The 25,197-nt window shown below is 44.4% G+C and carries 20 protein-coding genes; 13 read left to right on the top strand and 7 right to left on the bottom strand.

Annotated elements, in window-relative coordinates:
* Positions 1-82: 82 nt before the first annotated feature.
* Complete coding sequence (locus DOE51_RS14355; protein WP_142697239.1) at positions 83-919, top strand: TIGR02147 family protein; 837 nt, start codon at positions 83-85, stop codon at positions 917-919.
* Positions 920-994: 75 nt separating this feature from the next.
* Here DOE51_RS14355 and DOE51_RS14350 read toward each other — a convergent pair whose 3' ends face one another.
* A complete protein-coding gene (locus DOE51_RS14350; protein WP_142697238.1) occupies positions 995-4,999 on the bottom strand; it encodes an alkaline phosphatase family protein in 4,005 nt (1,334 codons plus the stop codon).
* Between the two features lie 282 nt (positions 5,000-5,281).
* Here DOE51_RS14350 and DOE51_RS14345 point away from each other — a divergent pair, with 282 nt between their 5' ends.
* Complete coding sequence (locus DOE51_RS14345) at positions 5,282-6,052, top strand: hypothetical protein (protein ID WP_142697237.1); 771 nt, start codon at positions 5,282-5,284, stop codon at positions 6,050-6,052.
* Here DOE51_RS14345 and DOE51_RS14340 read toward each other — a convergent pair whose 3' ends face one another.
* Complete coding sequence (locus DOE51_RS14340; RefSeq protein ID WP_168196462.1) at positions 6,053-6,688, bottom strand: phosphatase PAP2-related protein; 636 nt, start codon at positions 6,686-6,688, stop codon at positions 6,053-6,055.
* Position 6,689: 1 nt separating this feature from the next.
* The gene (locus DOE51_RS14335) at positions 6,690-7,442 is read right to left on the bottom strand and encodes an alpha/beta fold hydrolase (protein WP_142697235.1); all 753 of its coding nucleotides are present in this window, start codon (positions 7,440-7,442) and stop codon (positions 6,690-6,692) included.
* A gap of 158 nt (positions 7,443-7,600) precedes the next feature.
* Here DOE51_RS14335 and DOE51_RS14330 point away from each other — a divergent pair, with 158 nt between their 5' ends.
* Together DOE51_RS14330 and DOE51_RS14325 are read left to right on the top strand one after the other, a co-directional pair.
* The gene (locus DOE51_RS14330) at positions 7,601-10,126 is read left to right on the top strand and encodes a PAS domain-containing hybrid sensor histidine kinase/response regulator (RefSeq protein WP_142697234.1); all 2,526 of its coding nucleotides are present in this window, start codon (positions 7,601-7,603) and stop codon (positions 10,124-10,126) included.
* 7 nt (positions 10,127-10,133) lie between these two features.
* On the top strand, positions 10,134-10,832 hold the full coding sequence (locus DOE51_RS14325) for a PleD family two-component system response regulator (RefSeq protein ID WP_142697233.1): 699 nt from the start codon (positions 10,134-10,136) through the stop codon (positions 10,830-10,832).
* 71 nt (positions 10,833-10,903) lie between these two features.
* On the opposite strand, the gene DOE51_RS14320 is transcribed toward DOE51_RS14325, so the two are convergent.
* Entirely contained in the window at positions 10,904-12,349 is a 1,446-nt protein-coding gene (locus DOE51_RS14320) for a murein L,D-transpeptidase catalytic domain family protein (RefSeq protein ID WP_142697232.1), read from the bottom strand.
* Positions 12,350-12,590: 241 nt separating this feature from the next.
* Between DOE51_RS14320 and DOE51_RS14315 the strand changes: the two genes are divergently transcribed.
* From DOE51_RS14315 to DOE51_RS14300, 4 genes are read left to right on the top strand one after another with little or no spacing between them, the layout of a single operon-like run.
* Complete coding sequence (locus DOE51_RS14315) at positions 12,591-13,274, top strand: DUF4956 domain-containing protein (RefSeq protein ID WP_142697231.1); 684 nt, start codon at positions 12,591-12,593, stop codon at positions 13,272-13,274.
* Positions 13,275-15,044 carry an HlyD family secretion protein gene (locus tag DOE51_RS14310; protein ID WP_246845102.1) on the top strand — a complete coding sequence of 590 codons (1,770 nt, stop codon included), beginning with the start codon at positions 13,275-13,277 and terminating at the stop codon, positions 15,042-15,044.
* A gap of 35 nt (positions 15,045-15,079) precedes the next feature.
* Entirely contained in the window at positions 15,080-16,216 is a 1,137-nt protein-coding gene (locus DOE51_RS14305) for a hypothetical protein (RefSeq protein ID WP_142697230.1), read from the top strand.
* Complete coding sequence (locus DOE51_RS14300) at positions 16,213-16,995, top strand: polyphosphate polymerase domain-containing protein (RefSeq protein ID WP_142697229.1); 783 nt, start codon at positions 16,213-16,215, stop codon at positions 16,993-16,995. The genes DOE51_RS14305 and DOE51_RS14300 overlap by 4 nt, the downstream gene beginning before the upstream one ends.
* Here DOE51_RS14300 and DOE51_RS14295 read toward each other — a convergent pair.
* Complete coding sequence (locus tag DOE51_RS14295; protein ID WP_142697228.1) at positions 16,992-18,350, bottom strand: hypothetical protein; 1,359 nt, start codon at positions 18,348-18,350, stop codon at positions 16,992-16,994. The two genes, DOE51_RS14300 and DOE51_RS14295, sit on opposite strands and share 4 nt — an antisense overlap.
* A gap of 160 nt (positions 18,351-18,510) precedes the next feature.
* Between DOE51_RS14295 and DOE51_RS14290 the strand changes: the two genes are divergently transcribed.
* From DOE51_RS14290 to DOE51_RS14275, 4 genes are all read left to right on the top strand, one after another.
* Entirely contained in the window at positions 18,511-19,347 is an 837-nt protein-coding gene (locus tag DOE51_RS14290; protein WP_142697227.1) for a hypothetical protein, read from the top strand.
* A gap of 122 nt (positions 19,348-19,469) precedes the next feature.
* Complete coding sequence (locus DOE51_RS14285; RefSeq protein ID WP_142697226.1) at positions 19,470-20,195, top strand: hypothetical protein; 726 nt, start codon at positions 19,470-19,472, stop codon at positions 20,193-20,195.
* A gap of 58 nt (positions 20,196-20,253) precedes the next feature.
* Complete coding sequence (locus DOE51_RS14280; protein WP_142697225.1) at positions 20,254-21,081, top strand: DUF6279 family lipoprotein; 828 nt, start codon at positions 20,254-20,256, stop codon at positions 21,079-21,081.
* Positions 21,082-21,131: 50 nt separating this feature from the next.
* Entirely contained in the window at positions 21,132-21,692 is a 561-nt protein-coding gene (locus DOE51_RS14275) for a hypothetical protein (protein ID WP_142697224.1), read from the top strand.
* Here DOE51_RS14275 and DOE51_RS14270 read toward each other — a convergent pair.
* Both DOE51_RS14270 and DOE51_RS14265 read right to left on the bottom strand, forming a co-directional pair.
* Positions 21,664-22,848 carry a hypothetical protein gene (locus DOE51_RS14270; RefSeq protein ID WP_142697223.1) on the bottom strand — a complete coding sequence of 395 codons (1,185 nt, stop codon included), beginning with the start codon at positions 22,846-22,848 and terminating at the stop codon, positions 21,664-21,666. The two genes, DOE51_RS14275 and DOE51_RS14270, sit on opposite strands and share 29 nt — an antisense overlap.
* Positions 22,849-22,928: 80 nt before the next feature.
* The gene (locus DOE51_RS14265) at positions 22,929-23,717 is read right to left on the bottom strand and encodes a protein-glutamine glutaminase family protein (RefSeq protein WP_142697222.1); all 789 of its coding nucleotides are present in this window, start codon (positions 23,715-23,717) and stop codon (positions 22,929-22,931) included.
* 186 nt (positions 23,718-23,903) lie between these two features.
* Between DOE51_RS14265 and DOE51_RS14260 the strand changes: the two genes are divergently transcribed.
* Complete coding sequence (locus tag DOE51_RS14260) at positions 23,904-25,133, top strand: MFS transporter (protein ID WP_142697221.1); 1,230 nt, start codon at positions 23,904-23,906, stop codon at positions 25,131-25,133.
* Positions 25,134-25,197 lie beyond the last annotated feature (64 nt).

Here is a 25,197-nt window from a genome sequence, read left to right as displayed (position 1 = left end):
GATTGGCAATGGATGCGGCTAACGCGAAAGTTAATTGATTTTGCTTTACTCACATAAGTGTATCTGGAATACTTCGAGCACTATGAGACGAGCGATCACCAAGACAGAGGCGATTATCGTCGAGGAAATGAAAAAAACTTTCCAAGCAAGACAGGAAAAAAATCCTCGTTATTCTTTGAGAGCTTTTGCACGTTCACTCGAAATCGAAGCATCGAATCTGTCTGAAATATTGTCCGGTAAAAGAGCCTTAACTGTTTTTGTGGCTGATAAAATTCTCGCCCATCTTGATTGTTCTCGGGAACGCGCCCTGCACCTCCAGCAAGAATTCAAATCAGAAGTTGATAAAGCAAAGCAAGCACGCAAACACGTGACGAACTCCGAGTTGCAAATGGAGGAAGATACTTTCCACCAAATCTCGACTTGGTATCACATGGCGATTCTTACTTTCTTTGAAACGGCCCACTATGACGGAACTCCTGAAAGTGTAGCGAAATACTTTGGTCTGCCTTTGGCGACCACACAACGAGCTTTAGAAACTTTGACAGAGCTTGGTTTGTTAGGTCTTGAGGACGGGAAGTATCGTAAGCTTGCGCAGACTTATAAAGCACCAAAAGAAGATCCAAGTGGTCGTAAAAGAATTGGTACTGAACAAGTCGTGATGGATGCGATTGATTTATCTGTGGAGCGTGGTCCTTTGTACCAACACTCTGAAAAAGAGTATTGGGCACAGTTCATGTCTTTCAACCCGTCACGTATGGCAGAAGCGAAGAACTATTTCCGTGAAGCTGTGATTAAGTTTATCACGTCGTTCACGGCTGAAGCAGGCGAGGAAAGCGAAGTCTTTCAACTTTCTTTCCAGATGTTCCCACTGAAAGGTGCGGGACACTCTACGTTCCCTGAAAATTCGAATAAAGAATAAAAAAAGTCCGGTTCTCACCGGACTTTTTTTTGCCTTGCTTTCACTCCAGCTTCGCTGGGGTACGCCTGCCTGGTATTATTGGGCAGTGAAATCCAAGCCTTTGAAGTACGCTTCAGATGAAGAAGCTGTATCGTTCGAGTCGTGTTGGATCGTGATCGCAACGATGTCCAGGTCTGCGATGTTTTTCTCTGGGAATGCACGTTTCAAGTCTTCCGCCAAGTTGCGCGAGTAAACTTGTGCTTTGCCCAAAGCATCTGGGTTGTTCAACAAAAGTTGTTTTGCGTACGGAAGAGTCGCAACCACAACGTTTTTGTTCGAGTACCAGTTTTCAAAGATGTCGCCTGCTTTGCGGTTTTCACCAGGAACTGCACCACCGTAGTAGTAACCGAACAAGAACACTTTATCAGCTTTTGCATCCAAAGTCGCTCTGTCGCCATTCGCACGACCGTCACGGATCGTGAACCACACTTGGAAAGCAGAGTCGTCTTTACCCGTTTTACCTTTAACTGGATCTGCACCCACAACGTCTTTAGTGACTGCCAACTTCAAATCCATTTTCGGGAAATCAAGTGGAGAGAATCTGTAAGCCATTGTCGTCATACGGATCGAGTTGTTGTTACTTCTCATCAAAGCCCAGTTTTTCTCGCCATTGAATTCTGACGTGATGTAACCGAAGTCTTTGTTGTCATCAAGTCCACCTGGTGAACGAGATTCATAGTTGAACTGGTGATCCATACGGAAGTGCACCATGTTCGCGTGGTTGTAATCGATGCGGATACCTTCTGGCATATTTTGACGAGACGCCGGAGTCACTTTTGTACCAGCCATTACGTCACCCAATTTCGATACATCAAGAACATTGTATGGATCATAACGAAGGCCTGATTGTGGCAATTTCGTTTTTACTTCATAACTGTCCGCTGGATCGTTCACTTTCGGAAGAACCTGACGATTCAATTCAAAAGAGTTGCCGTAAGGGATCATTTCTACCAAGTGATCTTGTTCCATACCGATTTGTTCAATGATGCCTGGCTTTTTCATACGGTAATACGTTTTGTTCTTAATGTAGTGAGCATTCGCTGCACCCAAGATCACTTGCGTATTCCAGTTAAAGTTGTTTTTGTCGTCGTTGATGTTCAACTCTGACAAAGAGCTTACAAGACCTTTCATGAATGCTTTTTGGTTGAAGCGTGAAGACAAGATACCTGCCAAGTGATCGGCGTGGATCGTACCCATATCAACAGCTTTCAAGCCTGCCGGGAATTTCGAAGAAGATACTGTCACAACACCGTCGTTGTCTTCATCGAATTGACCGATCAATTTTGTCGCCTTCATGAAGATGTGTGAATCTTCAGGAGAGCTTTCGAAAGTCACAGAGAAGTAACGAGTCAAACCCGTTAAACCTCTTTCATTTTTTCTCCAGAAAGCATCCATCGCAGTTGGCGTGATAGATTTCGCTGCTGTCTTTTCAGTTTGGCAAATCTCTGGACCTTGGTTTTCAGACAATGCTGATACCAATTGGAACGGAAGATCTGTCGTATTCAAGATGCTTGAACCGTGAAGTGGAGCGGCTACTGCAATCATACCTTTTACGTATGTTGATACAAAGCTTGGGCTCTTCGTGAATGCGTAAAGTGTATCAACTGCACCTTTAGAGTAGCTCAAGAACACATAGCGTGGAGCTGCGTGACCACGAGCTTGTCTGTCTTTGAAGTCTTTACGGATATAATCCAAGATCACGTCACCGTTGATGTCAGAAGAACAAGTTGCTTCTACTGGCGGTTGGATTACGCGAAGACCCATTTCGTCTGACAAAGCAGCAAGACCAAGGCTGAAGATCTCTTTATCGAAGATGCTGTTGTAAATACCTGGTACGTAAACGATCGTTACGTCTTCCAATTTTTGGTTATAGATTTTCGTCAATGGAGTCGGATAGATACGACCTTCCAAATCAGCTTCTTTGATTGCTTCTTTCAAAAGGTTTTGTACTTGTGACAATTGACCTTTCGGAGCTTGCGTCAATGCTTTGAATGACTGAGCCGAAACTTCTTTTTGTGTGACCCATTGTCTTGCGAAGTTCAGATCGCGAGTTTCAGGCAAGAATGGTTTTTCCTGAACTACGATTGAATTTTCAAGAAGGTATGGCATTTGGTACATTTTCATCACTGCGCGTTTTGCAGGAAGAAGGTACTCTTTCACTTGGTCAAGCATGCCGCCACCTGTTTTAAGGTCAACGTGTTGCATATCCAAAGCGGCTGTCTTCGTGTCTTGAAGCATGCCCACTTTTTCTTTTACTTTGTTGATGCGTGGATCTTTCATTAGGTTCTCTACAGAACCTGAAGTCAAAACTGCGTCTGTCACTGAACCAATGTCTTCTGGAGAGATCATTGTCGTCACATCGAATTTTGATACGTCAAAGCTCATTGGTGAAAGTCTTTGACCTGATGGATCTTTGAATGGATCGAATTTAAAAGCTTCCATGAAGCTCTTCATTTCTGATACGAGGAAGTAAGGACGAGTATCAGCTACGAACTTCGAGATATGACGGAAGATGCGTTTTTGGCTAAGGTCTTTTGCATCAGTTTCGATACCTTGTCGTTGGTTCGCAAGAACTTTATCAAGGGCTGCGCGACCTGTGTCTTTATGTTTGCTCAAAGAATCCGCGAACAGATCTTTAGGATCTACACCGATAAATGACATGATATCTTTTGAACGGATTTGACCTGGAACTTTACGTTTTGTTGAAGCCAACAAGCCGTATGATGAAGATGCCGTCAATGAACCGTGTGTGCGGTACATTTTTGCGAAAGCACCCAAAGAGTTTTCAATGTAGTGACCGTCTTTGATAGTTAAGATGAAGTCTGGGAAGTCGAAGTTTCTTTCAGAAGCAGATTCTACGATACGGTAGATCGCATCTGGATACGGAGTGTTTTGCGAAGCTTCGAATGCTTGTGTTGCATTCATCGCCACTGGTTTAGCTTGTGTGGACTGTTGAGCTGTTCCAATGCGAAGTGGATTTCCTTTAGTCGGGAAGTAGTAGTACAAGTTTGTCTTTTTATCGAATTGAACTTTTGCTTCACCGTCAGATGTAATAACAGTCATCAAAGTTTCTGATGAGTTGTTGCGGTTTACATAAACAGCCATATCGAACCAAGTTTCTTTTGCAAACTCGTTGATCAAGTTCGGCATGTTCTTTCTGTCTTTCAAATAAACTGGCGCCCAAGAACCCAATGCAAGTAGTGGCATTGCGACGTCTTTGTTATCTTTAAGTTGTTGAACTGGGTTCAAACCTGCGCGTTGTACGATTTTTTGTACGTCAACGCCTGCAAGTTCTTGTTCTTTTTTGCCTTCTTGGAAGCGACCGATGTTACCGTGGTCAGATACCAATACGATCTCTACGTCTTGGCCTTTTTCTTTGTATGATTTGATCAAGCGTTTTACTTCAGCATCAAGAGTTTTGATAACTGGGTAAAGACGGTTGATTTGTGTATGTGCTGTCGAGTCCACCGCACCCACGTAACCAGTCAGGAATTTTTTAGGTTTTGCAGCGATTAAGTCATCAACAACTGATTTCACTTCTAATTTTGGAACTTCTTCAGTTGGGAAGTACATCAAGGCTTCAACGTAAGGATTGAAGAAAGCGTCAAACGCACCCATGTAATATTTCGGGAAAGCCAAGCGGCGATAATAATCGCGTGGGTCACCTTGTACAGATTGGCTTGATTCATCAAAGTATGTTGCTTCAACCGATTTGATACGGCCGGCAGCTCCGAAAAGCTCTGCTGTATGAGTGATCGTTGACCATGATAAGTCCGTCATTGATGGGAATGGAGCTACGTGGGCGCCAGCGCTCGTGAATTCCTTAAACATACCTTGGCGTTGAGCTTCTTGGAATGCGAAGTAGCTGAAACCATCGACTGCAAGCACGATTGTTTGTACTTGTTGAGATTGAGTTGCTGCTTGTGCGTTCTTCCAAGGCAAGTTTAGGGCGCGTGCTTGTTGTGGCACTGCACTTACTAATAGAGCACTTGCTAGAACTCCCGCAGAAAACAATCTGATATAAGCAGACGGACGTTTCATGGATCCTCCAAATAAAAAAATGTATCAACTTGAATAAAGGCAAGGGCAGTGCCACGAAGAACCGTTAGGACTTCGTTTTAATCGTTTTCAGAACGGCCCTTGGCACTGAGATTGTTTCACGATGGGACCGGTGACATTCTTTCGCTCGCACTGACTAATTAGCACTCGGTATTTTAGAGCAATCTCAGAATGAGACCGCCGGCTACATTACTAAACATTCACGGCGTTCAGTCTAGATGTGAGAAAGCCGAAAAGAGGTAAGCCTATTATAAGGAGTCTTCCGTGAAATTCTTGGTTCTTGGACTTTGTCTATTATATGGTGCTTTTTCTCATGCCGTTTCTTTGAACGAAAGCGAGCGACAATTCTTCGATGAATCCTATGCTCTATTGAAAGCGGCCTATCCTTATGATGGCACTTCTAAAAAATACGCTCTGCCTGAAGGTGTGGTCTACGATAACTCGAAAACTATACAGATCTTGGCAGACACTTATGGCCCCGTGATGCCACCCGTGATGTCTTTTGAAACCAAGCTTAAGACGTCTTCCAAAAATGCTTTTTTCAATACATGCGTCGGCTACGATAATAGCAAAGACGACTCGATGAATGCGGCAGAGATTGCAAAACGCATTCACTATGGCTTCGGCAAAGTCGTCGCCAATTACAATGTCAGTGCGAACCTTGCGCCAGGAATTAGAACTGTGACTTTAAGTGATGGTCGCAAAGTTTCTGTCACAGAAATCATCGAAAGCCAAATCGAACAAAGCGATAAGTTTGCCGGCCAATACATGGACGAGCAAATGGCGAAATATCAAAAGGGCGGTACAGCGGCTTTGGATAAAACATCCAAGCGCGAAAAGATCTTTATGACGAATGTGTTGGTTTACCGCACGGTCGATAAAAAAGAAATCGTGGGCTTCGAATATTTCGAAACCCGAGTGGAAAGCCGCTGGTTAGCAGCTAAAATTCGCAATCTTGATAAGATCAGTTTAGCGAAGGGTGAAGCGCCGATCGTGATCCAAGCTTATGGGCGCTGTTTGTTGCCGCTGAAATAACTAGAACGAAGCAATCCACTTGTCGATCACAGGCACGAAGCGTGACACGATATCGTGTGTCCACAGTGCTGTGATCGCGCCTGCGAAGATGTCCATAGTCCAATGGGCTCTTAGTAACAAAACCGTTACAACTTCAAAGACCACAATCAGAATGGCCAATGTCGTGAACAGTGGTCCGCCTAATTGTGCAATTTCTAAAGCGCCCAGGACTGCTAAAGCAGTGTGACCCGAAAAGAACAGGTCATTCGATACGCCGTATGTAACAAACAGACTTGGAACGCCGGGATCTCTCCAGATCATGCCTTCAGGAGTTGGCAGAACGGTGACGGCCTGATTGATTTGACGAAGAGTGAAAAGTACAAGCAACGCAAGCAGGGGACGGAGTGAATCACCGATTAATGTTTGTACGATCAAGAAAATACCAACGGCATCAATCACCAAAGAACTTGAAATTAATAAGCCATTCGCAAGACGGGGACTGGCGTTCAGATGTTGGCTCCATTTATCAGTGAGGATGTGAACTAAGTCGCCAATTTTATCTTTAAACTTCATTTGGCGGGCGCCCAGAAGTTTTTGCGAGATCAGCCACATTGCAACGGCTACGACTGTCAGACCTAATTTAATTGCGATTGTCATACTATACATTCCTTGCATTTACGAAGTGGCTGACTTTTTCCAAAACCCATTGCGGATCTTCCAAAGTTAAATCATGACCAGCGTGAGGGTGAACGATCAAAGGCAAGTTCCAACCTTCAGCGATTTTTTTTGAACAATCAGGATGGACCACTTTATCAAGAGCAGAATTTAATACCAACACCGGAGCTGGCGGTGCCTGACGCTGTGGAATCTGCGAGGCAATCCCGATTTGCCATAAGAAATTCATCGGTTTTACCGGGTATTCGACACCGCGTGGGCCAAAGTTTTGGGCGATTTCCAAAACACGCTCATCAGCCATGTTTGAGGTCGTCATACGCACAATCATCGATTCGCGTGCAGTTAAATCTTTGATGAACGCTGATTTAAAAATTTGTGCGAAAGAACTCGGGCGAAGACGTTTATAGAATGGGGAGTTGTTTAAGCTCACGTTCAAAAGCACAACCGCTTCGACTTCTTCAGGGTGACGATGGGCCCATTCCAAAGCAAGCATGCCACCCAAAGAAAAACCGAAAAGAATTTTCTTCGTTGAGGTTGCCGGAACTTGTTCGCGAAGAACCGCGATATTTTTAGGAATACTCAGTGATGTCGTATGCGCGCAGAGTTTTCCATTTCCCATAATGTCGGCTGTGTGGAAAGTGTCTTCGGGAAAATGGGCTTGCATCTGGGGAAGAAAATCCCACCAGTGATAAGCCTCACTCATAATTCCTCTGATCAAAACCCACTCTTTAGCCATAGCGAACTAGCCCTCAGTAAAGCGAAATTAATAGAAAGGACCGGGAGTTGGCAATCCTTCTTTTTTCGTCATTGTTTTAAACACTTTTCGCAGGATTTAGAGTGAAAACACGCCGTTTTTTCCTGCATGACAGGGGCTAAAATGCCGATAAGTTCCCTATGAATTCAGCATCTTACTTGAAATCGCTGGTAGCGAAATGGGGTATCGAGATTGCGCTAGTCGCCATGGTGGCGTTAGTCGCATGTCTTTTTCAGGATGCGAAGTTCTTCACTTTGAATTCAACGACACCAGCACTGGATGAATCTTCAGAAAAACTCATCACGGAATTAGTGAAAATCGTTGATCGCGCAAAAATCAATCAACAAGATTATCTGCGCACACGTTCTTCTGACGCTCTAGCGATTTATAATCAACAAGTGACGTTGGTGAACAATAAAATGACCGAGCTTTCTGCTTCGGTAAAAGAAAATCCCGATCAAGCGTTGTCAGTTCATAAATTTAATTTGCTGGTATGGAATCAATTTGAAGAGTTAAACAAAGAGCTTTCAAATCCTCGTTCGTACCGCAAGCCCGCAAATAGCAACGATGCCGCGATCGAACAGTTGGCTGAAAAATTATTGCAACCAAAGAAAATTCAACAAACGGCTTTCGTCAGCGTTGGGGAATTCCATTTTTCGAAAATGGACGTGGGTGCTATTACGGCGATGTTCATCTTTGGCTTCATGTGTTTAAGCCGTCTGTGGCAGCGTGATGAACAGGCCTTGCAAGTCACAGATACGTTATCACTTAAAAATCGCTCGTTATTTTTAGACACCTTGTTAGCAAGTATGAGTGAAGCCTTGATCGTGATCGATCAAGACGGACACTTTACAAAATACAACGCCGCCGCGCAAAGAATCGTGGGCACGCGTATTAAAGACGTGTTCAATGACTGGAGCGTGAATGAGCTTGGCTTTTATGACGCGACAACAGGCAACATCTTTACCAAAGAAGAATTGCCATTCTATAAAGCCCTGTACGGTGAAACGGTTGATGATTTAGAAATCTTCGTAAAGAATGCGGAACATCCTGACGGAATGTTTATTAGCTTAAGCAGTCGTTGCATTAACGATATCGATGGCAGTATTCGTGGGGCCCTGGTTGTCTTTCGCGATATCACGCGCCGTAAACAGATCGAAAAAGAATATCAAAAGGCACGTGAAGCGGCTGTTGAAGCGTCCCACAAAAAATCAGACTTCTTAGCAGCAATGAGCCACGAAATCAGAACCCCAATGAATGGTGTCATCGGGATGAGTACTCTTTTAGCTGATACTTCATTAAATGCGGAACAACGCGAGTACGTGGGCACGGTGAAGCGTTCCGCTGAATCACTACTGATGTTGATCAACGACATCTTGGATTATTCAAAAATTGAAGCCGGTAAGATTTCTTTAGATCCCCAGCCCTTCGATATGAAGTTCCTGGTTCACGATATTCTTGAAATTTTTAAGCCTGCGGTCAATGAAAAGAACATTGAGTTAGAACTCACAATGAACCAGCGTTCCGCATGGAATTTTGTGGGTGATCAAGGTCGCCTACGACAAATCCTTGTGAATCTGATCGGTAACGCGGTGAAATTTACCGAAGTGGGTTCAGTGGAACTTTCCATTACGCAGTTCAATCAACAAAACGGCAAATCGACATTGAAATTTGAAGTGAAAGATACCGGTCCGGGTCTTCGTGAAGAAGATCGTCAGTCGCTGTTCCAAAAGTACTTCCAAACTAAGACCGGCATGAAAGTAGGCGGCACTGGATTGGGATTGTCGATTTCAAAACAGCTTGTTGATTTAATGGGTGGCAAGATCGGGGTCGAAAGCACTTATGGTGCCGGGGCCACATTCTGGTTTACCCTAGAACTTCCACAAAGCGAAGTTCAAGAGATGCCGAAAAATTCAGACGTGAATTTCGCGAAATTATTCAAAGGCCGCATCTTGGTTGCAGAAGACCAACCGGTCAATCAACGGGTTGTTACAAGCTATCTCAACAAGCTTGGCCTTGAGGTTGAAATCGCGGGCAATGGTGCCATCGCTTTGGATAAAGCAAAGCAGGGTCAATACGATTTGATTTTCATGGACTGCCAGATGCCGGTGATGAACGGTTTTGATTCGACAAAAGAAATTCGTCGCTTTGAAAGTGACTCGAACAAAACCGCAACTCCTATCATTGCATTAACGGCGAACGCCGCTAGCAGTGAAGAGCATCTTTATAAAGAAGCGGGCATGAATGACTATCTTGCGAAACCATTAGAGTTACCACGTCTTATTCAAACTCTGCAAAAATGGTTAAAGCCGCAAGAGCAAGCGGATGTGATTGATCTTAAAGTTTTACGCAAATTGCAAACTTATATGGTGAAAGATCAAAGTTTGGCCTCAGCATTGATTGTGGATTTTGAAAGTACGGCGCCGAATCTGATTGGTGAAATGAAAGAGGCACTTTCGAGTGAAGATTTGCAACGTCTTTCTGAAAGTGCACATGCATTGAAGTCGACAAGTGCAACATTGGGTGCACATCAGTTGGCAGAAATCTGTCAGCAACTGGAAGACTGTAAAAACTCACAGAGCGCGAAAGAACTTGTCGCTGAAATTGATATGCATTACACGAAAAGCCTGAATGAGCTGAAAAGCATCATGACGAAGGCAGCATAGGTGAAGCATGGCAAAGATACTTATAGTGGATGACCAAAAAAGTGTGCTGATGACCCTGGAAGCTCTTTTGACTCCGGAAGGATATGTCGTGGTGTCTGCAACAAACGCCATCGATGCTCTTCATCACTTAGCCTCTGAACCCTTTGATCTGGTTATTACCGACGCGATTATGCCAGGTGGAGGCGATGGCTATGCCTTGACGCGCACGATTCGCAAACAACCACAGATCGCAAAAATTCCAGTCATTCTGTTAACGGGTAAGCGCGAAAAAAGTGACGTCGAAAAAGGTATTGAATCCGGTGTTAACGATTACGTGATTAAACCGATCGATCCGGAATTGCTGTTAGCAAAGATTAAGAATCTGATCGCGAAGCAAGATGACGAACAAGAAGAAAAAAAGAACTTCATCGAAGCGCCAGTAAGCTTTAAAGCAGAATGGGAAACAAAAACCGAAGTCGTTTCTGTGTCGGAACTGGGTTTGACTCTTCATTCAAATACACAAATGCCAGTGGGTAAAATTGTGCGTATCAATAGTCCGGTCTTCGCAGAAATTGGAATCGATAAAATGCCAATGCGCGTGGACTCGTGTGAAGAACTGACGGGCAGTGAAAGCGGCGGTTACAAAATCCACACTCAATTCGTGGGACTCACAGAACGTGAACTCACTCCATTACGCCTCTGGATTCGCTCGCGCAAATCATACTAATGTGAAGAGCGCTCCCTAAGCTTAATACTCAGAGAGCGCCCTCGCGAAATTCATTACTTTTATAAAAATTCTTACTTACAAAGTGACAAGCCTTGAACCATTGATTTGATTGAGCTTAGTTTGTTGTATTGGCTGTTTGTTTTAATAACTGCCCAGTAAGCGCCGGAACCGATAGCGATTGTGCCTTTTTTAGCAATTTGATTTGCTAGGATACCAACACCGCAATGCAAGTTGATGTAAGGGTCAAGAATCGTTTTCTTAGGGTTCGTCGAGCTTAAGTTTTTATCTTTGCTCCAATCGATTTTACAGAACTTGTAAGCACGAGTGTCTTGATAAGAAAGTTGCAACAAGCCTTCAGAGTAAACGGGTCTTCCTGTCACAGGGTCCGTTCCCATTGTCGTCTCTTGCATACGAGACGTCGGGCTGTAAGCACTTTCATATTTTGTCATCGCGACGATCAACTGTGCCCATACGTTCGCACGTTGATTGTTATCCAAGTTATAGTAGTTCGAACAGAATGATTTGATATCGCTCGCACCAGCTAACAACGATTTCCAGTCAGTCAACAACAGAGTCATCAAGTAATCAGACCATTGCTCGCGCTCTGGATGGCTTGAAGTTTCCCATGCCAATGGAACCATTGTGTAAGTGCCAGGGTTAGGAGTTGTTGGCGTCGTTGGAGTTGGAGCCGGAGTGGGCTCTATCGGGGTAGCCCCCCAGTTACGGTCACGAGTGCCTTTGTCTACGACAGCGTATAGTAAGCTTCCGCCTTTAAGAGCCGCAAGAACTTTGCTGCGATTTTCTGGAGCGATTGCAGGACAACCCCAGCTACGACCTTGGATGACACTTTTCTCTTGGACGTAATCTGCCTGGTGAATTACGACAGCACGAGCGCGCGCATTTGAGTTCGTAGATGAAAGACCATCAAGCTTAGCAGACAAACCGTGTGAACCCGTGTAAGTCTCTGCAACTTTGTAGAAACCAAGTGAAGTTGCATTGGAACCAGAGACGTTAGAGAACTTTGTTGCGTAACCATCGTGATCAGGATCAGAACCTTTACCATGGGCAACGTGGATCGGCCATACACCACCGCTATTCATATCAATGATATAGAAGCGTGCTTCTTTAGAACTTTGTGCGAAGTTGATCACGGAAATATAATTTACGTTCGCGAACTTCTGTTTATTTTGGACCCAGTAAACAACCGCGTCTGCAAGAGCGTTCGTTGGTACCAAGTGTTTTGGATCAAGATAGTTATATTTTGCAAGAATTGCTGCGCGGTCTGTTGTTGCCGTCGCTTGAAGAGTCACATCATCTGCTGCTGCTTGATCGTTATCACCAGCTGTTGTGTTAACTACTTGTTCTTGGGTTACATCGTCTGGAAGAACCTCGTCACCGTTAGCGTTGATCGAGCTTCCATTGCCTGCGCCACAGGCTGCTAAGAAAACTAGAGAAGTGGCTAGGATCGTATTTCTGAAACGTGCGAAGAGTTTATGTCGTTTTACATCAATCGTCATTTTCCCTCCGAATTGTGCGTTAACAAACCCTAGCGGATGAAAATTGCATTTTGGAAAATTTGATTACTGTAACGATAAAATTAAGACCAAACGCAGAGGTATATGTGAGTGAGCTCGTATTATTCACAACGAAGGGCTCGTAGATAAACCAAAGTTGATATGACAAAGTCCTGCAAATAAAAGAAGAACATTCCAAATTAGAAACTTGTTGTTCGTCACTGGATGGGCTTTAACCAAGTCCATGCTCGATTTCACAGTACTTAATTCTTCATTTGCAAACCCGACTTGGATCTCGGCGATCTACGCGTTTCTTTTAAGTTTTATTCTGGGCGTCGCCTTGTCTCTGTTGTACGTAAAGACTTTCAAGGGATTGTCATACTCTTTGAACTTCCTGCATGGACTTGTTTTGCTTCCCATTGTGATCGCGATTGCGATGCAAGCGATTGGTGACAACGTTGCTCGTGGGATTGGAATGATTGGTGCGCTTTCGCTTTTGCGTTTCCGCACGAACGTTAAAGATCCACGCGACATGTTCTTTATTTTTGCGGCACTGACAATTGGTTTGTCATGCGGGGTCCATGCTTACGGAATTGCGATTCTTGGCACAGGTTGTTTTATCCTGGCACTTTTAGTTCTACAAAGATCACCTTTTGCCGCTGGCCCACAGTTCGATGGACTACTAAGATTCAATTTGCCACGCTCTCCGCAAGAGCAGCGGGAAGTTGAAGATGTGTTGCAAAACCAATGTCGTCATTTTGCGCTCGCGACGATTCGCGAGCTGGCACAAGGTGAGCGTTTGGATTTTTCATATCAGGTACGTTTGAAATCAACATCGTCATCAGCCGATCTTGTGGAGCAGCTTGGAAAGCTGCCGTCAGTGCGTGGTCTTAACTTTATGAATCAAGAATCGGTGATCGAGGTTTAGATGGAAAAGAAAAAGTCCCTCATTCAGTATTTGATGAACGAAGTGATTGGTACAGACAATCGTTTCCTATTTTTTAGTTGGTCTGCGGCTGTCGGTATCATTCTTATTTTAGGCTTCGTTTTAAGCTCACAGTCGATGACCATGCTGGGGGTCGCAGAATCACGCGAATTCCAAGTAAGTTTCGATGGACCCGTTGAAATCAAGCATGTTCACGTGATGCCTGGGCAAAACGTAAAACGTGGTGATTTGTTATTGGAATTGAATCAAACGGATCTTGAGCTGCAACTGCGCACGTTGAAAGCGCGTTTCGATAAATTATCGGCTGAAATCAAACTGCGCGAAGAGATTTCAACAGTGACCAAAGATTCGGTGCATTTGCCCGAAGGCGCTGATCCATTAAAGACCGAATTGAATGACACGCGTAAAGAGATGGAACTGGTTGAAAGAAAGTTGCGCAATCTTTATGTTTTCGCAGAAGTCGATGGCACCGTCGGTGCAGTGAACGTCAAAGACGGAGAAAGAGCTCCATCCTTTGCGGCCTTAGTGACGCTGCTGCCATTGCAACCAAGCTTCGTGAACGGTTATGTGAATGAAAATCTGCAATCGACAATTCAGATTGGTCAGAAAGTTGAAGTGGCTTCGGCGACGGGCAAATCAGTCCAAGGCACGGTTGTCAGTATCGGCACACGTATCGTGCAGATTCCGCAAAGACTGCTGCGCATCCAAAACCTTCAAGCGTGGGGCCGTGAAGTCGTTGTTAAGATTCCTCCGACAAATGATTTCCTGTTAGGTGAAAAGGTTTCTTTCCATAAACCCTGGGGCATTAAGGTTTTCAGCACGGCGGAAGCGAATGCAGAATCATTGCTGCCGGCATCGGCTCGTGTGGTCACCGCAAACTTACGTTATCCAACTTCGATCACGGATCAGTTCCATCCAGAAATTTCTGGCATGGTGTTTTTGCCTGAACTTCGTCAGTTCGCTTTGATTTCCGACGATTATCCCGACAACAAACCGTTATTGTTATTGATGAACGATAAAGGCGAAGTGCAGGAAAATATGCTTGAGATCGAAGGCCTACCAGAAATGGAAGACATCGAGTCTGTTTCCTTAAATGATCAAAGCCTTTATCTTTTAAGCTCTTTGTCAGCGACAAAAAAGGGTCATTTAAAACCGGGCCGCCAGATTTTTGCGAAAGTCGATCGTGATGGCATTCGCTTCCAACTAGATGAAAAACTGGATATGCGTTTGGCGTTGTTAAATGCGATGCGTACTTCACCAGACGCAACCTTGCGCGACATTGCCGCTCACGCTTTAGGAAATGAAGTTGATGACTTGGAAATTGAGGGGCACGCAATTCAGGGCGATATTTTGTATTTAGCACTGAAGCGTCCTCATTTAGTGCGCAATCAAGCGATCATTTTAAAAGTAAATTCAATCGCCAAACTTTTTGCACAAAAAAGCCTTGATCCAAAGGATTTGAGTGTCTTCGTACGTGCAGATTTAAAAGTTCCTGACAGTGATGCCGAAATTAAAGTGACTGACATGATCTTGGATCAAGATAACTTCTATCTTGCCTCGTCTTGTAAAGGCGATAAGTGCAGCGCTATCTGGAGGATCGGTCTTAAAGACAAGCGTGTTGAGCTGATTCAAGAATTTAAAGTGAAGCATTTGGAAAGTTTGGGATTCCATCCGCAGACTCATGACCTGTTTGGCGTTTTCGATAGTAAATCAAAAGGCCAATACATTGTGCTTTCGGCGGGGACTCTTTAATGCCTTTGCGCCCATGTCTGTCTTTGATTTTAGTGATGGCATACGGGCAGGGCTTATGGGCTTTAAGTTCGGATCAAGTTTTAAAGACTGCGTGGTCGGATAAAACATATTTGGTCCAAGACGATTTGCAGCAGACGAACTCAAAGAATCCTCTGCGAACTGTCGAGGCCTTTGTTGCAGGAGAAAGAAACGGTAAGGAAGAGATTGAATACGGATTGAAATTCCAATTCAAGTCCTGGCCAGAATGGAAGAACGTGCGTTCTAAAGATTCAGAACAAAAACTGCTAAAAGAAAGCTCTTTGGCGTGGGCCTTGCGCGATCGTTATGCCGTTCTGACAACGTATGATCTTTCTCAAAGCAAATTAAAACTTCTGGATCAAGCGGTGACAGTTGCCGATCGCAACGTGAAAGCGCAGAGTCTTGCTTTGAAGGCCGGCCGCGCAACCAGTAAGTCGTATCTGAAAGCGCAAGTGGATCAATTGAAGTTGAAGAAAGCGGTGAACACCGCGCAGGAAGAGCTTGCTTTCTGTAAACGTAAAATTCAGCAATGGTTGCCCGAGTGGAAAGGCGAAGAACCAAGCGATCTAAAGTCCTGGTCGGTGGAAGATATTGATAGTTATCTACAGAAGGCGCCTGCAGAAGATGTATCTCTGTCTAAGAAAATTGCTGCTGAAGAATTGCAGGAACTCAGCGATGAATTGACGATTTTAAAAGGTCGTGAATCGCAGTGGGTGAAAGCGTTTGAAATCGGGCAGACTCAGAAAAAAGGTGATGAGCGCAGCCTTGAGGTAGAGTTGACTTTTCAATTGCCGGGTCTTGGCCATGATGAATTGAATCGTCAGAAGCAAAATCAAATCGTTTTAAAGAAAGCTTTAAAACAGCGTGATATTGAAAACATCAATGACCCGGTTAAAACGTTACGTCTGCAAATTTTGAATCAGATCGATCTTTATAAGCTAACTCAAGCATCGGTCAGCAAAGTTTCCAGACCTGGCTCTGATCCGTTGGTAAATATCGAAGTGAAGATGGAAGAGATGCAGGAACGTCTGGATCTTTTGACACAGCAACAGCAGATCACGAATCTGTTCTTAGACTACCTGCTTGAAAGCGAAATGTTGAATCGTCAGCCAGAAAAAAATCATCTGAGCAGTTTGTTAAAGGAGGCCCTATGAGTGGACCGGTGTCTCCTTTAGCGTTAGAGCGCTATGAATTGAAATATCTGATTCCGCTTTCGATGGTGGAGCCGATTTCGAAGTTTGTCGAAGCTTATTGCGAGATGGATTATTACTCGCAAATTTCTGGCGATAACTATTATACAATCAACAGTCTTTATTTGGACAGTCCGACACATTATCTATTTAGAGCAAAGGAAAGTGCCAACGCCTTTAGTTTTAATATGCGTGTGCGCTCGTATGGTGTCAGTCCGGTGCCTCCGTACTATTATGAAATCAAATATAAGATTCGTGATTTCGTTAAAAAGAAGCGCGCGAAAGTGATGAACGACTGGGCGCAGATTCTTCAGCATTCCATCATTCCTGAAGATGCTCCGGCAGAGTCTATCAAAAATATGGAAGATTTCGTGTTCATGAGTCATACCTATAACGTGCAACCGACGATCCTGACTCAGTATCGTCGTAAAGCTTATTTGTCAGTGGTGGATGATTACGCGCGGGTGACGTTCGATCGCGATTTACGTTATCAAGAAACCAATGACTGGACCATCACGCCGGATGAGCGTTACATGTGTCATTACGACATTCCTGAATGGTTTGAAGAACCAGGTCAGAACGTCGTGCTGGAATTAAAGTGTGAAAAGAAGATTCCCGTATGGATGGTCGATTTGATTCGTCGCTTTGATTTGAATCACGCGTCGTTTTCTAAGTATGGCAACTCTATGACCACTCTTTATACAAAGCCCGACGTCTTTGCGCCGGGCCATCTTTATCGCTAAATATCGCAAGCCTGAGACATCTGCGGTGCTCCCGGCAGATAGGATTCTAAGTCGACATCGAAACGCAATTTACGGTTCTGGCAGTTTGTTTTAAGAATAGATTTTGCCTTCGCCACATTATCCTGAAGAGTCGCGAAGTTTTTTGCCGTAAATAACATCTCGCTCATGAAATAATCTTTGGCGCCCGGGCTTGTCAGTGTTTTCTCAAATGCCATGAAGCGATAGTAGGTGGTGTAACTCATGTGACGGACTTTTTCCAAAACAGAGTACTTGCGCATCATATTGTCTTTAGCAACACCACAGTCATTGTCTTTAAGAAGCATTTCTTTCGTTAAAACAGCCCGTTTGCCAGCCATCGCTGCAATTTCTGCTGGCGGAGTCACAACCTTATCGTTTTTAATTTCCGTATCAGATTTCTGACGCTCTAGTTTTGTCGGATTCATCGGGTCGTAGTAGTACCACACGAACTTATAGTGAATGTTGCCGATGCGATCTTGTTGATTCAATAAAGTATCCATCAAAACCATGTCGCTGACATCTTTCATTTGCAAAACAGTTTGCGCAACCTTTTGGAAATCGTTGGAACCTAAGAGTTCGTAAACGGATTTTGAACTTGCAACACGTTGGAAAGGTTTTTGCGCGATAAAGCGCGAATAGCGGGTTTCGTAAGAGCCTTTACCGCTGACGTCCGTGTAGCGTTCTTCTTTTTTTGGATTGTCGCTTAAAGCACCATATACTTGTGTATAAGTAGAATCGAACAATTCTGGATTCGAGCGAGGATCACGATGTGCTTGAGCCCAATCCTTCCAGGTTCTTGCGATCACCTCTAAAGACCAACCAAAGTGTCTAACCGCTTTGTCAGTGAGTTGCTGATGAATGCGTTTGTCCATCGTACGTAAAACAGTGACAGGCACGCGACCCGCACCACCAAAGATTCGCGACATGTGATAGTAGGCAAGAATCGACGGTGTGTACGAGCAGCTGATACTCTGTTTATATTTCGCTTCCGTTTTCACGTCCATTCTGTCGATGTTGCAGTCAGAGGCATCGATGGCTTGCTTTGAATATTTGTCGTTCGGTTTTAAAAGCAGAACACCTGGGTTCGTTGAATTGTATTTCGGGCAGATGCCTACGTTCGTATAAAAATCAAAAGAGCACAGCTCGTTTTCATCTTCCACGTCGCCCTTTTTATAAACTCCCGTTGGCCATTTTTTTGCGATAACGCATAATTCATTTTGTCCATAAGGAGACATGAAGACCGCGCGTCCTTCGCCTTTTAAATCGGTTAATGAAAGTGCAAGCGCACTTTGTGACAGAAGTACTGTGGCTGACACAGCAATTAAAGAAAGACGCATTTTTTTACCTCGTTGAATGTGTATGAACGTTTGATATCGCACGTCTTCAGCAGAGGCAGCTTACAAAAAGTCCAGCTCATACATTGAATCAACTCGCATTCTTGTAATTACGGTCTAGCAAGCTTGTGTAATTCAACATGCGACCCGCATGATTAAAAGAATGAAAACATCAAAAATATTTATTGCGATCCTGGCGTCTCTTTCAATCAACTCTTTACTTGCTTGTGCTCCGGCCGGTTCATCTTCGTTAACGACTACAAACACAGATCAAAGTGTTCCGAGGACTCCCGCTACGGACGCCACTGCGGAAACAGATGGCGCCGCGACAGCACCGCCAACAACAACTGGCTTTCGCTTAGATCAGGAAGTTTCAAAATTCAAAACACGCTATGACTTAAACGATCCTTATACGAAGTTGACTGACAACAAAGGTAAAGGTGTCGAAGAGCTGTGGGGCACACGCAATATGCGCGTGGTTCTTCACGGTGTGATGTATCGTGGTGGTGCTAATAATAAATATCTCGCAACACCAAGATCGAACACAAATCCACTTCCTACAATCGGTCTGACAAATCTTTGTAAAGAGGACTTCTCGGCGGCGATCTATTTGTACTCCGAAAACTTCTCAACGGCTCCTAAATCAGTTTCTTGTAAGAACACGTCTCATCAAGATCAAACGTTGGTTTACAAACAATATGCGGCAGCCGGTGAGAATGAAAAAATCCTTGCGATGGTTTACGATCGTATCAAAGGGAAGTTGAGCGGACCTGTTTATGCGCACTGTTGGAATGGTTGGCATTCTTCGGGATTGATTTCAGGCATGGCTTTAAAACAATTCTGTGGCTGGTCTGATGCGAAGGCGGATGCTTATTGGGTGAAGAACACAGATGGCAACTCTTCCGGGTTTGATAGTATCCGATCAAAACTAAAAGCATTTAAGCCACTTGCTAAATATAAAATCACGGCGGAAGAAGCGGCTTTGATCTGTCCTAATTAAGGAATTTCACTTAAGCCTAGTGTCGCTCAGCGCAGGCCTAGGCTTTCGATAAAAATCTGCTTTGTATTGGACGCCTTCGATTCCTCTTGATCGTTTCTTCATAGCGTCGGCACAATGATGCCATGAGCACATCAACAAATATTTTATTATTATTGGTTTTAGTCTCATCAATCACTTTCTATCCATTCAAGGCGATGTCGCAGTTTCGTTTGCGGCAAGAAGTTACAAAATTTGAAAATCGCTACGATGAAGAAAGCCCGTATCTTAAGTTAACCAACAACAGGGGACTCGGCTTTGACGATTTGTGGGGCACGCGCAATATGCGTGTGGTTCTTCATGGCGTTCTGTATCGCGGTGGTGCTAATAACGTCTTCCTGCCAAATCCGCGCTCGAATATAAATCCGTTGCCGACAGTTGGCTTGAAGAATCTGTGCAGAGAAGATTTTTCTACAGCGATTTATCTGTATTCAGAAAACTTTTCGAAAGCCCCCAAAGTAGTGACTTGTAAAAACACATCTCAACAAGATCAAACTTTAGTTTACAAGCAATATGCTGCGGCTGGCGAGTACGACGAAATTCTGAGACTCGTTTATGCGCGCATCAAAGGCCGACTGAATGGACCGATCTATGTGCACTGTTGGAATGGTTGGCATTCAGCAGGTCTGATTTCGGGAATTGCCTTGAAACAGTTTTGCGGTTGGTCCGATGAAAAGGCTGACGCTTACTGGGTTAGAAATACAGATGGCAACTCCAAAGGTTTTAAAAGTATCCGTGCAAAACTTCGCGATTTTGAACCCTTACCTAAATATAAAATTACGGCTGAAGAGGCTGCTTTAATCTGTCCATAAAGTTTTGTATTTTATCTTAAGCCTAGTGTGGCGTTCACGAGCGCTCTAGGCTTAACGTATGAAGAAAATATTATTGCTCCTTTCTTTGCTTTTTCTGTCAGCCTGCGGCTCACGCGGGACATTCCTTGATGATTTTCTAGTCTTAAGCGGCTCGTCGATGGGGCAGATCGATCAATATTTTGATCTGGACGAAAAGCAACATCAACGCTTGGAAAAGGATATCGACAACGATCTAAATCGCCTGCGCAAAGAGCGGTTTAAGGAAATCGCACAGACTTTAAGAAAAATCGAAAAGAAAGCGGAAAGCAGCGATCCAAAAATCATGTCCTCGGCTTATCGTGATTTACAAGCGCACTATAAGGATGCCAGTTCGTACTTTACAACCTCAACGAATACTTTGATCTCGTCATTAAAGCCGGAACAGATTGCAAATTTTGAAAAGCAAGTACGCCAGGAAATTAAAGACACTAAAGAAGCCTTGAATCACCCGGATAGTCTGAACGAAGAAATCATAGGACGATATAAAAAAGGTCTTGAATTCTGGATAGGTGATTTGTCGCTTTCACAAAATCAAGATATTGCGAAATTCGCGAAAGAACATCCGTTCCCTTGGAAAGAGAAAATCAAAAACAAAGAAGCGATTTTAGCAAAGTTCATTGATTCAAAAAGCAGTGAACAAAAGATGAAGGCTTTCGCTGAAAAGTTTGTGACAAACTACGATTCGGTGCGCACACCCGAATATGCAAAGGCCATCGCCAGTTATGAAAATGAAGTTCAAGATTTCTTGGATTCTTTCTGGAAAACCCTTAGTCCAGACCAGAAGTCGCGTATGAAAGACTATTTACTTACTCGTGCGGATAAATTGGAATCCCTGGCGAAGAAATAGCTAGAGCTCTGTGGTTTCTTAGGTAGAATGTTAAATCACAGGGGATAACTATGCTTAAAACGGCTTATAAGGGACTTGCTGGTTTATTGTTGTTAACGCTGACGGCGTGTACCACGACACCGAAACAAACATCTTCAGAATCGTTACCAACTCCCGTTGCAACAACCGACGAGTCGGGCACAAGCATTGACCTGAATGCTTTACAGACTTATTTAAAATTGGATCGCGACACTGAACAGTTGGGCTTTGTTGAAAAAGCTTTCAACACTTGCGATGCAGGATTCGGTTTTTCACGCTCGCAAAATTGCCATAAAGAGTATTTCGTTGTTTTGCATTTCCGTTTGATGTGTCGTGATACCGAAGGAACGATTTCAACAGTTCTTCACGATGGCGATGTCGAACCGATTGCTGGTCGTCCTGTGCGCTGGCAGCTTAAGAATATTTCCGGCACGATTGTGACTGACGGTCTTGGCTATGGACAGATTAAAGCGGTCTCTAAAATTTCTCAAAACAAACAACGCATTCGTTTGGGTGTCGGTAACGAGTTTTTGTACATGCGCTCAAATGAGATCACAAAAGTCATCACTCCGCGCCCGTGGTGTTATCAGTAGTCACCCATTGTAAAAGGGCGTCCCATGCTTGGCGACGCTCAATCTGACTGTGATCATAAACGTCGATCGCGGCCCCCATATCACGAATTTCTTTTAACGTATCAGCGAACTCTTGAACTGTGGGAGTGACGGTCGAGTGTTGACCGGTCCACGGTGAAATCTCCACGTGCAAAACTCCGACGGATCTTGTGTCGATAAATTTTAAAAATTCATTCGCGGCATATCGAGTCCATGCCGGTGTAAATATATTGCCGCCATATTCGCCAGCCCATTGTTGCCATAAGAACTCGCCAATAACGAAATCTAATTTTTCATCGCCTTGAAGATTTAGGACTCCATCGAAATCAAAACCTACAGAGTCACGAATCGTCGCAGGACTCATCAAAGTTCCGTCATAATAAGCAGGCCAGGTCTGCACGACTCCGGAAATCATTTTGTGTTGATGTGCGGCTTTAGAAACGATAGCGACAAGTTGAGTGATGCCTAAGGCACGAACTTTATTCCAGTCATTACCTCCTAAAGGACTCTGCGGATAGCGGCGTCTAAATTCTGTAATCACCGCTGGATTGTAATCGGGCTCACCGGTCCACAAGCAATCGACCGTGGGCTCGACAGCTTCAATACCTGTCAAACTTGGGAAACGAGTCAGCAGATCGTGCACGTAACCTTTGAACCATTCCCGAAACTCCGGATGCCATGCTGAAAGATGAAAAGTGCGCGCGAAAGGTTTGTAATCTGCACCTGATTGTAATTTAGAACGCCATTCAGGATGGGCTAACCACGCAATTCGAAAGTCATTGACGGGTGTCACCGCGATGACTTTGATATTCGCTGCCTTTGCCTCATCAACGACATAGGCAAAAGCATTTAAAACTCCCATGTGCTCTTCAATTTCAGTGAACGGGTAATCGGTTTGATAGAAGGCACCGTGTTCGGCACTATAGGCATAAAGAAAGATTGTATTAACGCCGGCCTTCTTGGCATTCGCAATGACTGTTTTTGCAATAACAGACGGCAATTGATGCGGATAAAGATCTGCAAAATATGCGGGATCAACACGCAGACTGCGCATATCATTTTCTGCTGACACGTTTTGCGCACACGCCGTCAGTGGAATTAAAACGAGTAAAATGAAAACAGAGCACAGGTACTTCACAAAGGCCTCCACGACACATTTTATTCTAACGTGATTCGTAGAAGATGTGAGTGGAGCTTGTCAGAAACCAAGGGGCAAAATTACTGACCAACTCCGTCAATCATATCCATGCGTTCCTGATCTCTTTGTAGCTGGAATAAATACTCGTCTTCACCGTCAGGATCTTTGCTGAGTTTTTTGAACTGCTGTAAAGATTCTTGATTAGATTTTGTGAACTCTTTGTTGGCGGGATCAACACGAATACGACCATCGACGTCAAAACGTGATGCGGCCGTATATTCCATTTTAACTTTCATTTTCGGATCGTGGCGTGTCATGTCGTTCAACCAGCTTGTTGTTGGTACAGCGGCCTTCTCTATGGACGGGTCTACGGAATAAGGTATAAGTTTTCCATCTTTCTGGACAAGCACGACCGGGGCCACGTGATATTTCCACTCAATCGTTTTGCCAGGTTTCGTCGGATGCGGAACCTTCAAGCGGGGAGCATCGTTTTCATTTACGGATGCAAAACCTTTTAACGGAGTGATTCCTTTAAGCATCATAAGTCGCGACATTTCGTGAGCTCGCTCTTCACAACCCGCGATCGCAAAATCAAATGGAATTTCTGTATGGGCTTGCATCTCTTTGAACAACTCTTGCGCATCCTGTTCACTTAAGACTGTGACTTTTTGACCTTGATAAGTTGTGGTTTGCGCAGACGTTGGAAGAAGGGGTTTCACCGCACACGGTTTATTTACTTCCGAACGATTGATGTGACGAAGACTTGAATCTAATTGCGAAACAAATGAATGCAATGAGGAGTCCTCAGCCATAGCGAGCGGTGCCGCAATCAAAGTGGTGAAAATGCTAAGGAAAAAAAGAAACTTCATCCTAGATCTTTTCGGAAAAAACAGGTCGAGCTAAACATTATGGAAAGATTGTATCAAACTGGGAATTCTCGAGAGGCAAAGCATGTTTAATACGGTCGACATAACATCGCAATTTTTTTTCAGTTGTGAGTCAGTACTTGGGCTCTTTTCACAAAAGTGATAAAGTAAGTTCATCAAAGGCTATCTATGACTACCGCTCTTCGTGACTTTAAGAAACTGATCTACGCTCGATTCTTTTTTACTCTCGCCGTACAAATGCAAGCCGTTGTTGTTGGCTGGCGCATTTACGAACTGACAAACGATGCTTTAGCTCTGGGGCTTATCGGTTTGGCGGAAGCGGTGCCAGCATTGTCGCTCGCGCTGTATGCGGGATATATCGTGGATCGTAGCAGGCCGGTTGGTGTGTATCGGTGGGTTCTCGAGGGCAGTTTGATCTCTGCCGTGATCTTGATGGCGTCAGCTATTCTACAAAATCATATTGGTATAGGTTGGCAAATTTCTGCTCTTTATATTGCGTCGATCTTTACCGGCGGCGCTCGGGCGTTTTCGCAGCCAGCGATGTTTGCGATTGTGCCAAGAATTATTAAGCGTGAAGAGTTGTCACAAGCGCAAGCAAGCATGGGCACGGCGATGCAAATTGCGCGCGTTGCGGGTCCGGCACTTGGTGGTGTGGTATTTGGTTTTGTTGGTGTGACGTATTCATTCGTGATTATCTGTGCGTTGTTATTAGTTGGATTGTTTGCAACTTATGCCATGGAAACTGTGGTGGAGCCGCCGATGATGACGGGTCAAGCGCGTTCTGTAAAAGAAGAACTTGCGGAAGGTGCACGTTACGTTTTCAAACATCCTATTTTATTCCCAGCATTGACGCTCGATATGGTGTCGGTGTTGTTCGGTGGTGTAACAGCTTTGTTGCCGATTTTTGCTAAAGAAATTCTAAACGTCGGCGCCCATGGACTGGGTGCTCTGCGAGCGGCGCCTGCAGTGGGTGCTGCGTTGATGGGTGTTTATTTGGCGCGCATTCCGCTAAGACATCGTGCCGGACCGTGGTTATTTACTTCGGTTGCAGGCTTCGGTGTTTGTATGCTGGTCTTTGCTGCAAGTAAGAACTTTACGTTGTCATTGATTGTCTTAGCACTTAGTGGGGCATTCGATAGTGTCAGTATGGTCGTCAGGAGTACGGCGGTGCAGTTGGCTTCGCCGGATCATATGCGTGGCAGAATTTCAGCGGTGAATTCAATGTTCATCGGTTCTTCAAATGAATTGGGCGAATTCGAATCGGGCCTTGCTGCAAAATGGCTCGGAGTCGTTCCTGCAGCGTATTTCGGCGCGATGATTTGTATTGCAACAGTTGGTGTCGTCGCTGTGTTATCACCAACTCTTCGTAAATTGGATCTTGATAAAGTCACAAGCTAGCTCTTCGGCTTGTGGCAGAAACCACATTGAGTTCTGCTACCGAGCACCCTATCTTTAGTAAGGA

Origin of the sequence: Bdellovibrio sp. NC01 (assembly GCF_006874625.1) — a bacterium.
Taxonomy (GTDB): domain Bacteria; phylum Bdellovibrionota; class Bdellovibrionia; order Bdellovibrionales; family Bdellovibrionaceae; genus Bdellovibrio.
Note: the sequence above shows the minus strand (reverse complement) of the source record. Positions and strands in the feature narration are given on the sequence as shown.

Bases quoted from the DNA above. Each gene is read 5' to 3' on its own strand.
- DOE51_RS14355 (WP_142697239.1), top strand. From the start codon at position 83: ATGAGACGAGCGATCACCAAGACAGAGGCGATTATCGTCGAGGAAATG.
- DOE51_RS14350 (WP_142697238.1), bottom strand. From the start codon at position 4,999: ATGAAACGTCCGTCTGCTTATATCAGATTGTTTTCTGCGGGAGTTCTA.
- DOE51_RS14340 (WP_168196462.1), bottom strand. From the start codon at position 6,688: ATGACAATCGCAATTAAATTAGGTCTGACAGTCGTAGCCGTTGCAATG.
- DOE51_RS14335 (WP_142697235.1), bottom strand. From the start codon at position 7,442: ATGGCTAAAGAGTGGGTTTTGATCAGAGGAATTATGAGTGAGGCTTAT.
- DOE51_RS14330 (WP_142697234.1), top strand. From the start codon at position 7,601: ATGAATTCAGCATCTTACTTGAAATCGCTGGTAGCGAAATGGGGTATC.
- DOE51_RS14325 (WP_142697233.1), top strand. From the start codon at position 10,134: ATGGCAAAGATACTTATAGTGGATGACCAAAAAAGTGTGCTGATGACC.
- DOE51_RS14320 (WP_142697232.1), bottom strand. From the start codon at position 12,349: ATGACGATTGATGTAAAACGACATAAACTCTTCGCACGTTTCAGAAAT.
- DOE51_RS14315 (WP_142697231.1), top strand. From the start codon at position 12,591: ATGCTCGATTTCACAGTACTTAATTCTTCATTTGCAAACCCGACTTGG.
- DOE51_RS14310 (WP_246845102.1), top strand. From the start codon at position 13,275: ATGGAAAAGAAAAAGTCCCTCATTCAGTATTTGATGAACGAAGTGATT.
- DOE51_RS14305 (WP_142697230.1), top strand. From the start codon at position 15,080: ATGGCATACGGGCAGGGCTTATGGGCTTTAAGTTCGGATCAAGTTTTA.
- DOE51_RS14300 (WP_142697229.1), top strand. From the start codon at position 16,213: ATGAGTGGACCGGTGTCTCCTTTAGCGTTAGAGCGCTATGAATTGAAA.
- DOE51_RS14295 (WP_142697228.1), bottom strand. From the start codon at position 18,350: ATGCGTCTTTCTTTAATTGCTGTGTCAGCCACAGTACTTCTGTCACAA.
- DOE51_RS14290 (WP_142697227.1), top strand. From the start codon at position 18,511: ATGAAAACATCAAAAATATTTATTGCGATCCTGGCGTCTCTTTCAATC.
- DOE51_RS14285 (WP_142697226.1), top strand. From the start codon at position 19,470: ATGAGCACATCAACAAATATTTTATTATTATTGGTTTTAGTCTCATCA.
- DOE51_RS14280 (WP_142697225.1), top strand. From the start codon at position 20,254: ATGAAGAAAATATTATTGCTCCTTTCTTTGCTTTTTCTGTCAGCCTGC.
- DOE51_RS14275 (WP_142697224.1), top strand. From the start codon at position 21,132: ATGCTTAAAACGGCTTATAAGGGACTTGCTGGTTTATTGTTGTTAACG.
- DOE51_RS14265 (WP_142697222.1), bottom strand. From the start codon at position 23,717: ATGAAGTTTCTTTTTTTCCTTAGCATTTTCACCACTTTGATTGCGGCA.
- DOE51_RS14260 (WP_142697221.1), top strand. From the start codon at position 23,904: ATGACTACCGCTCTTCGTGACTTTAAGAAACTGATCTACGCTCGATTC.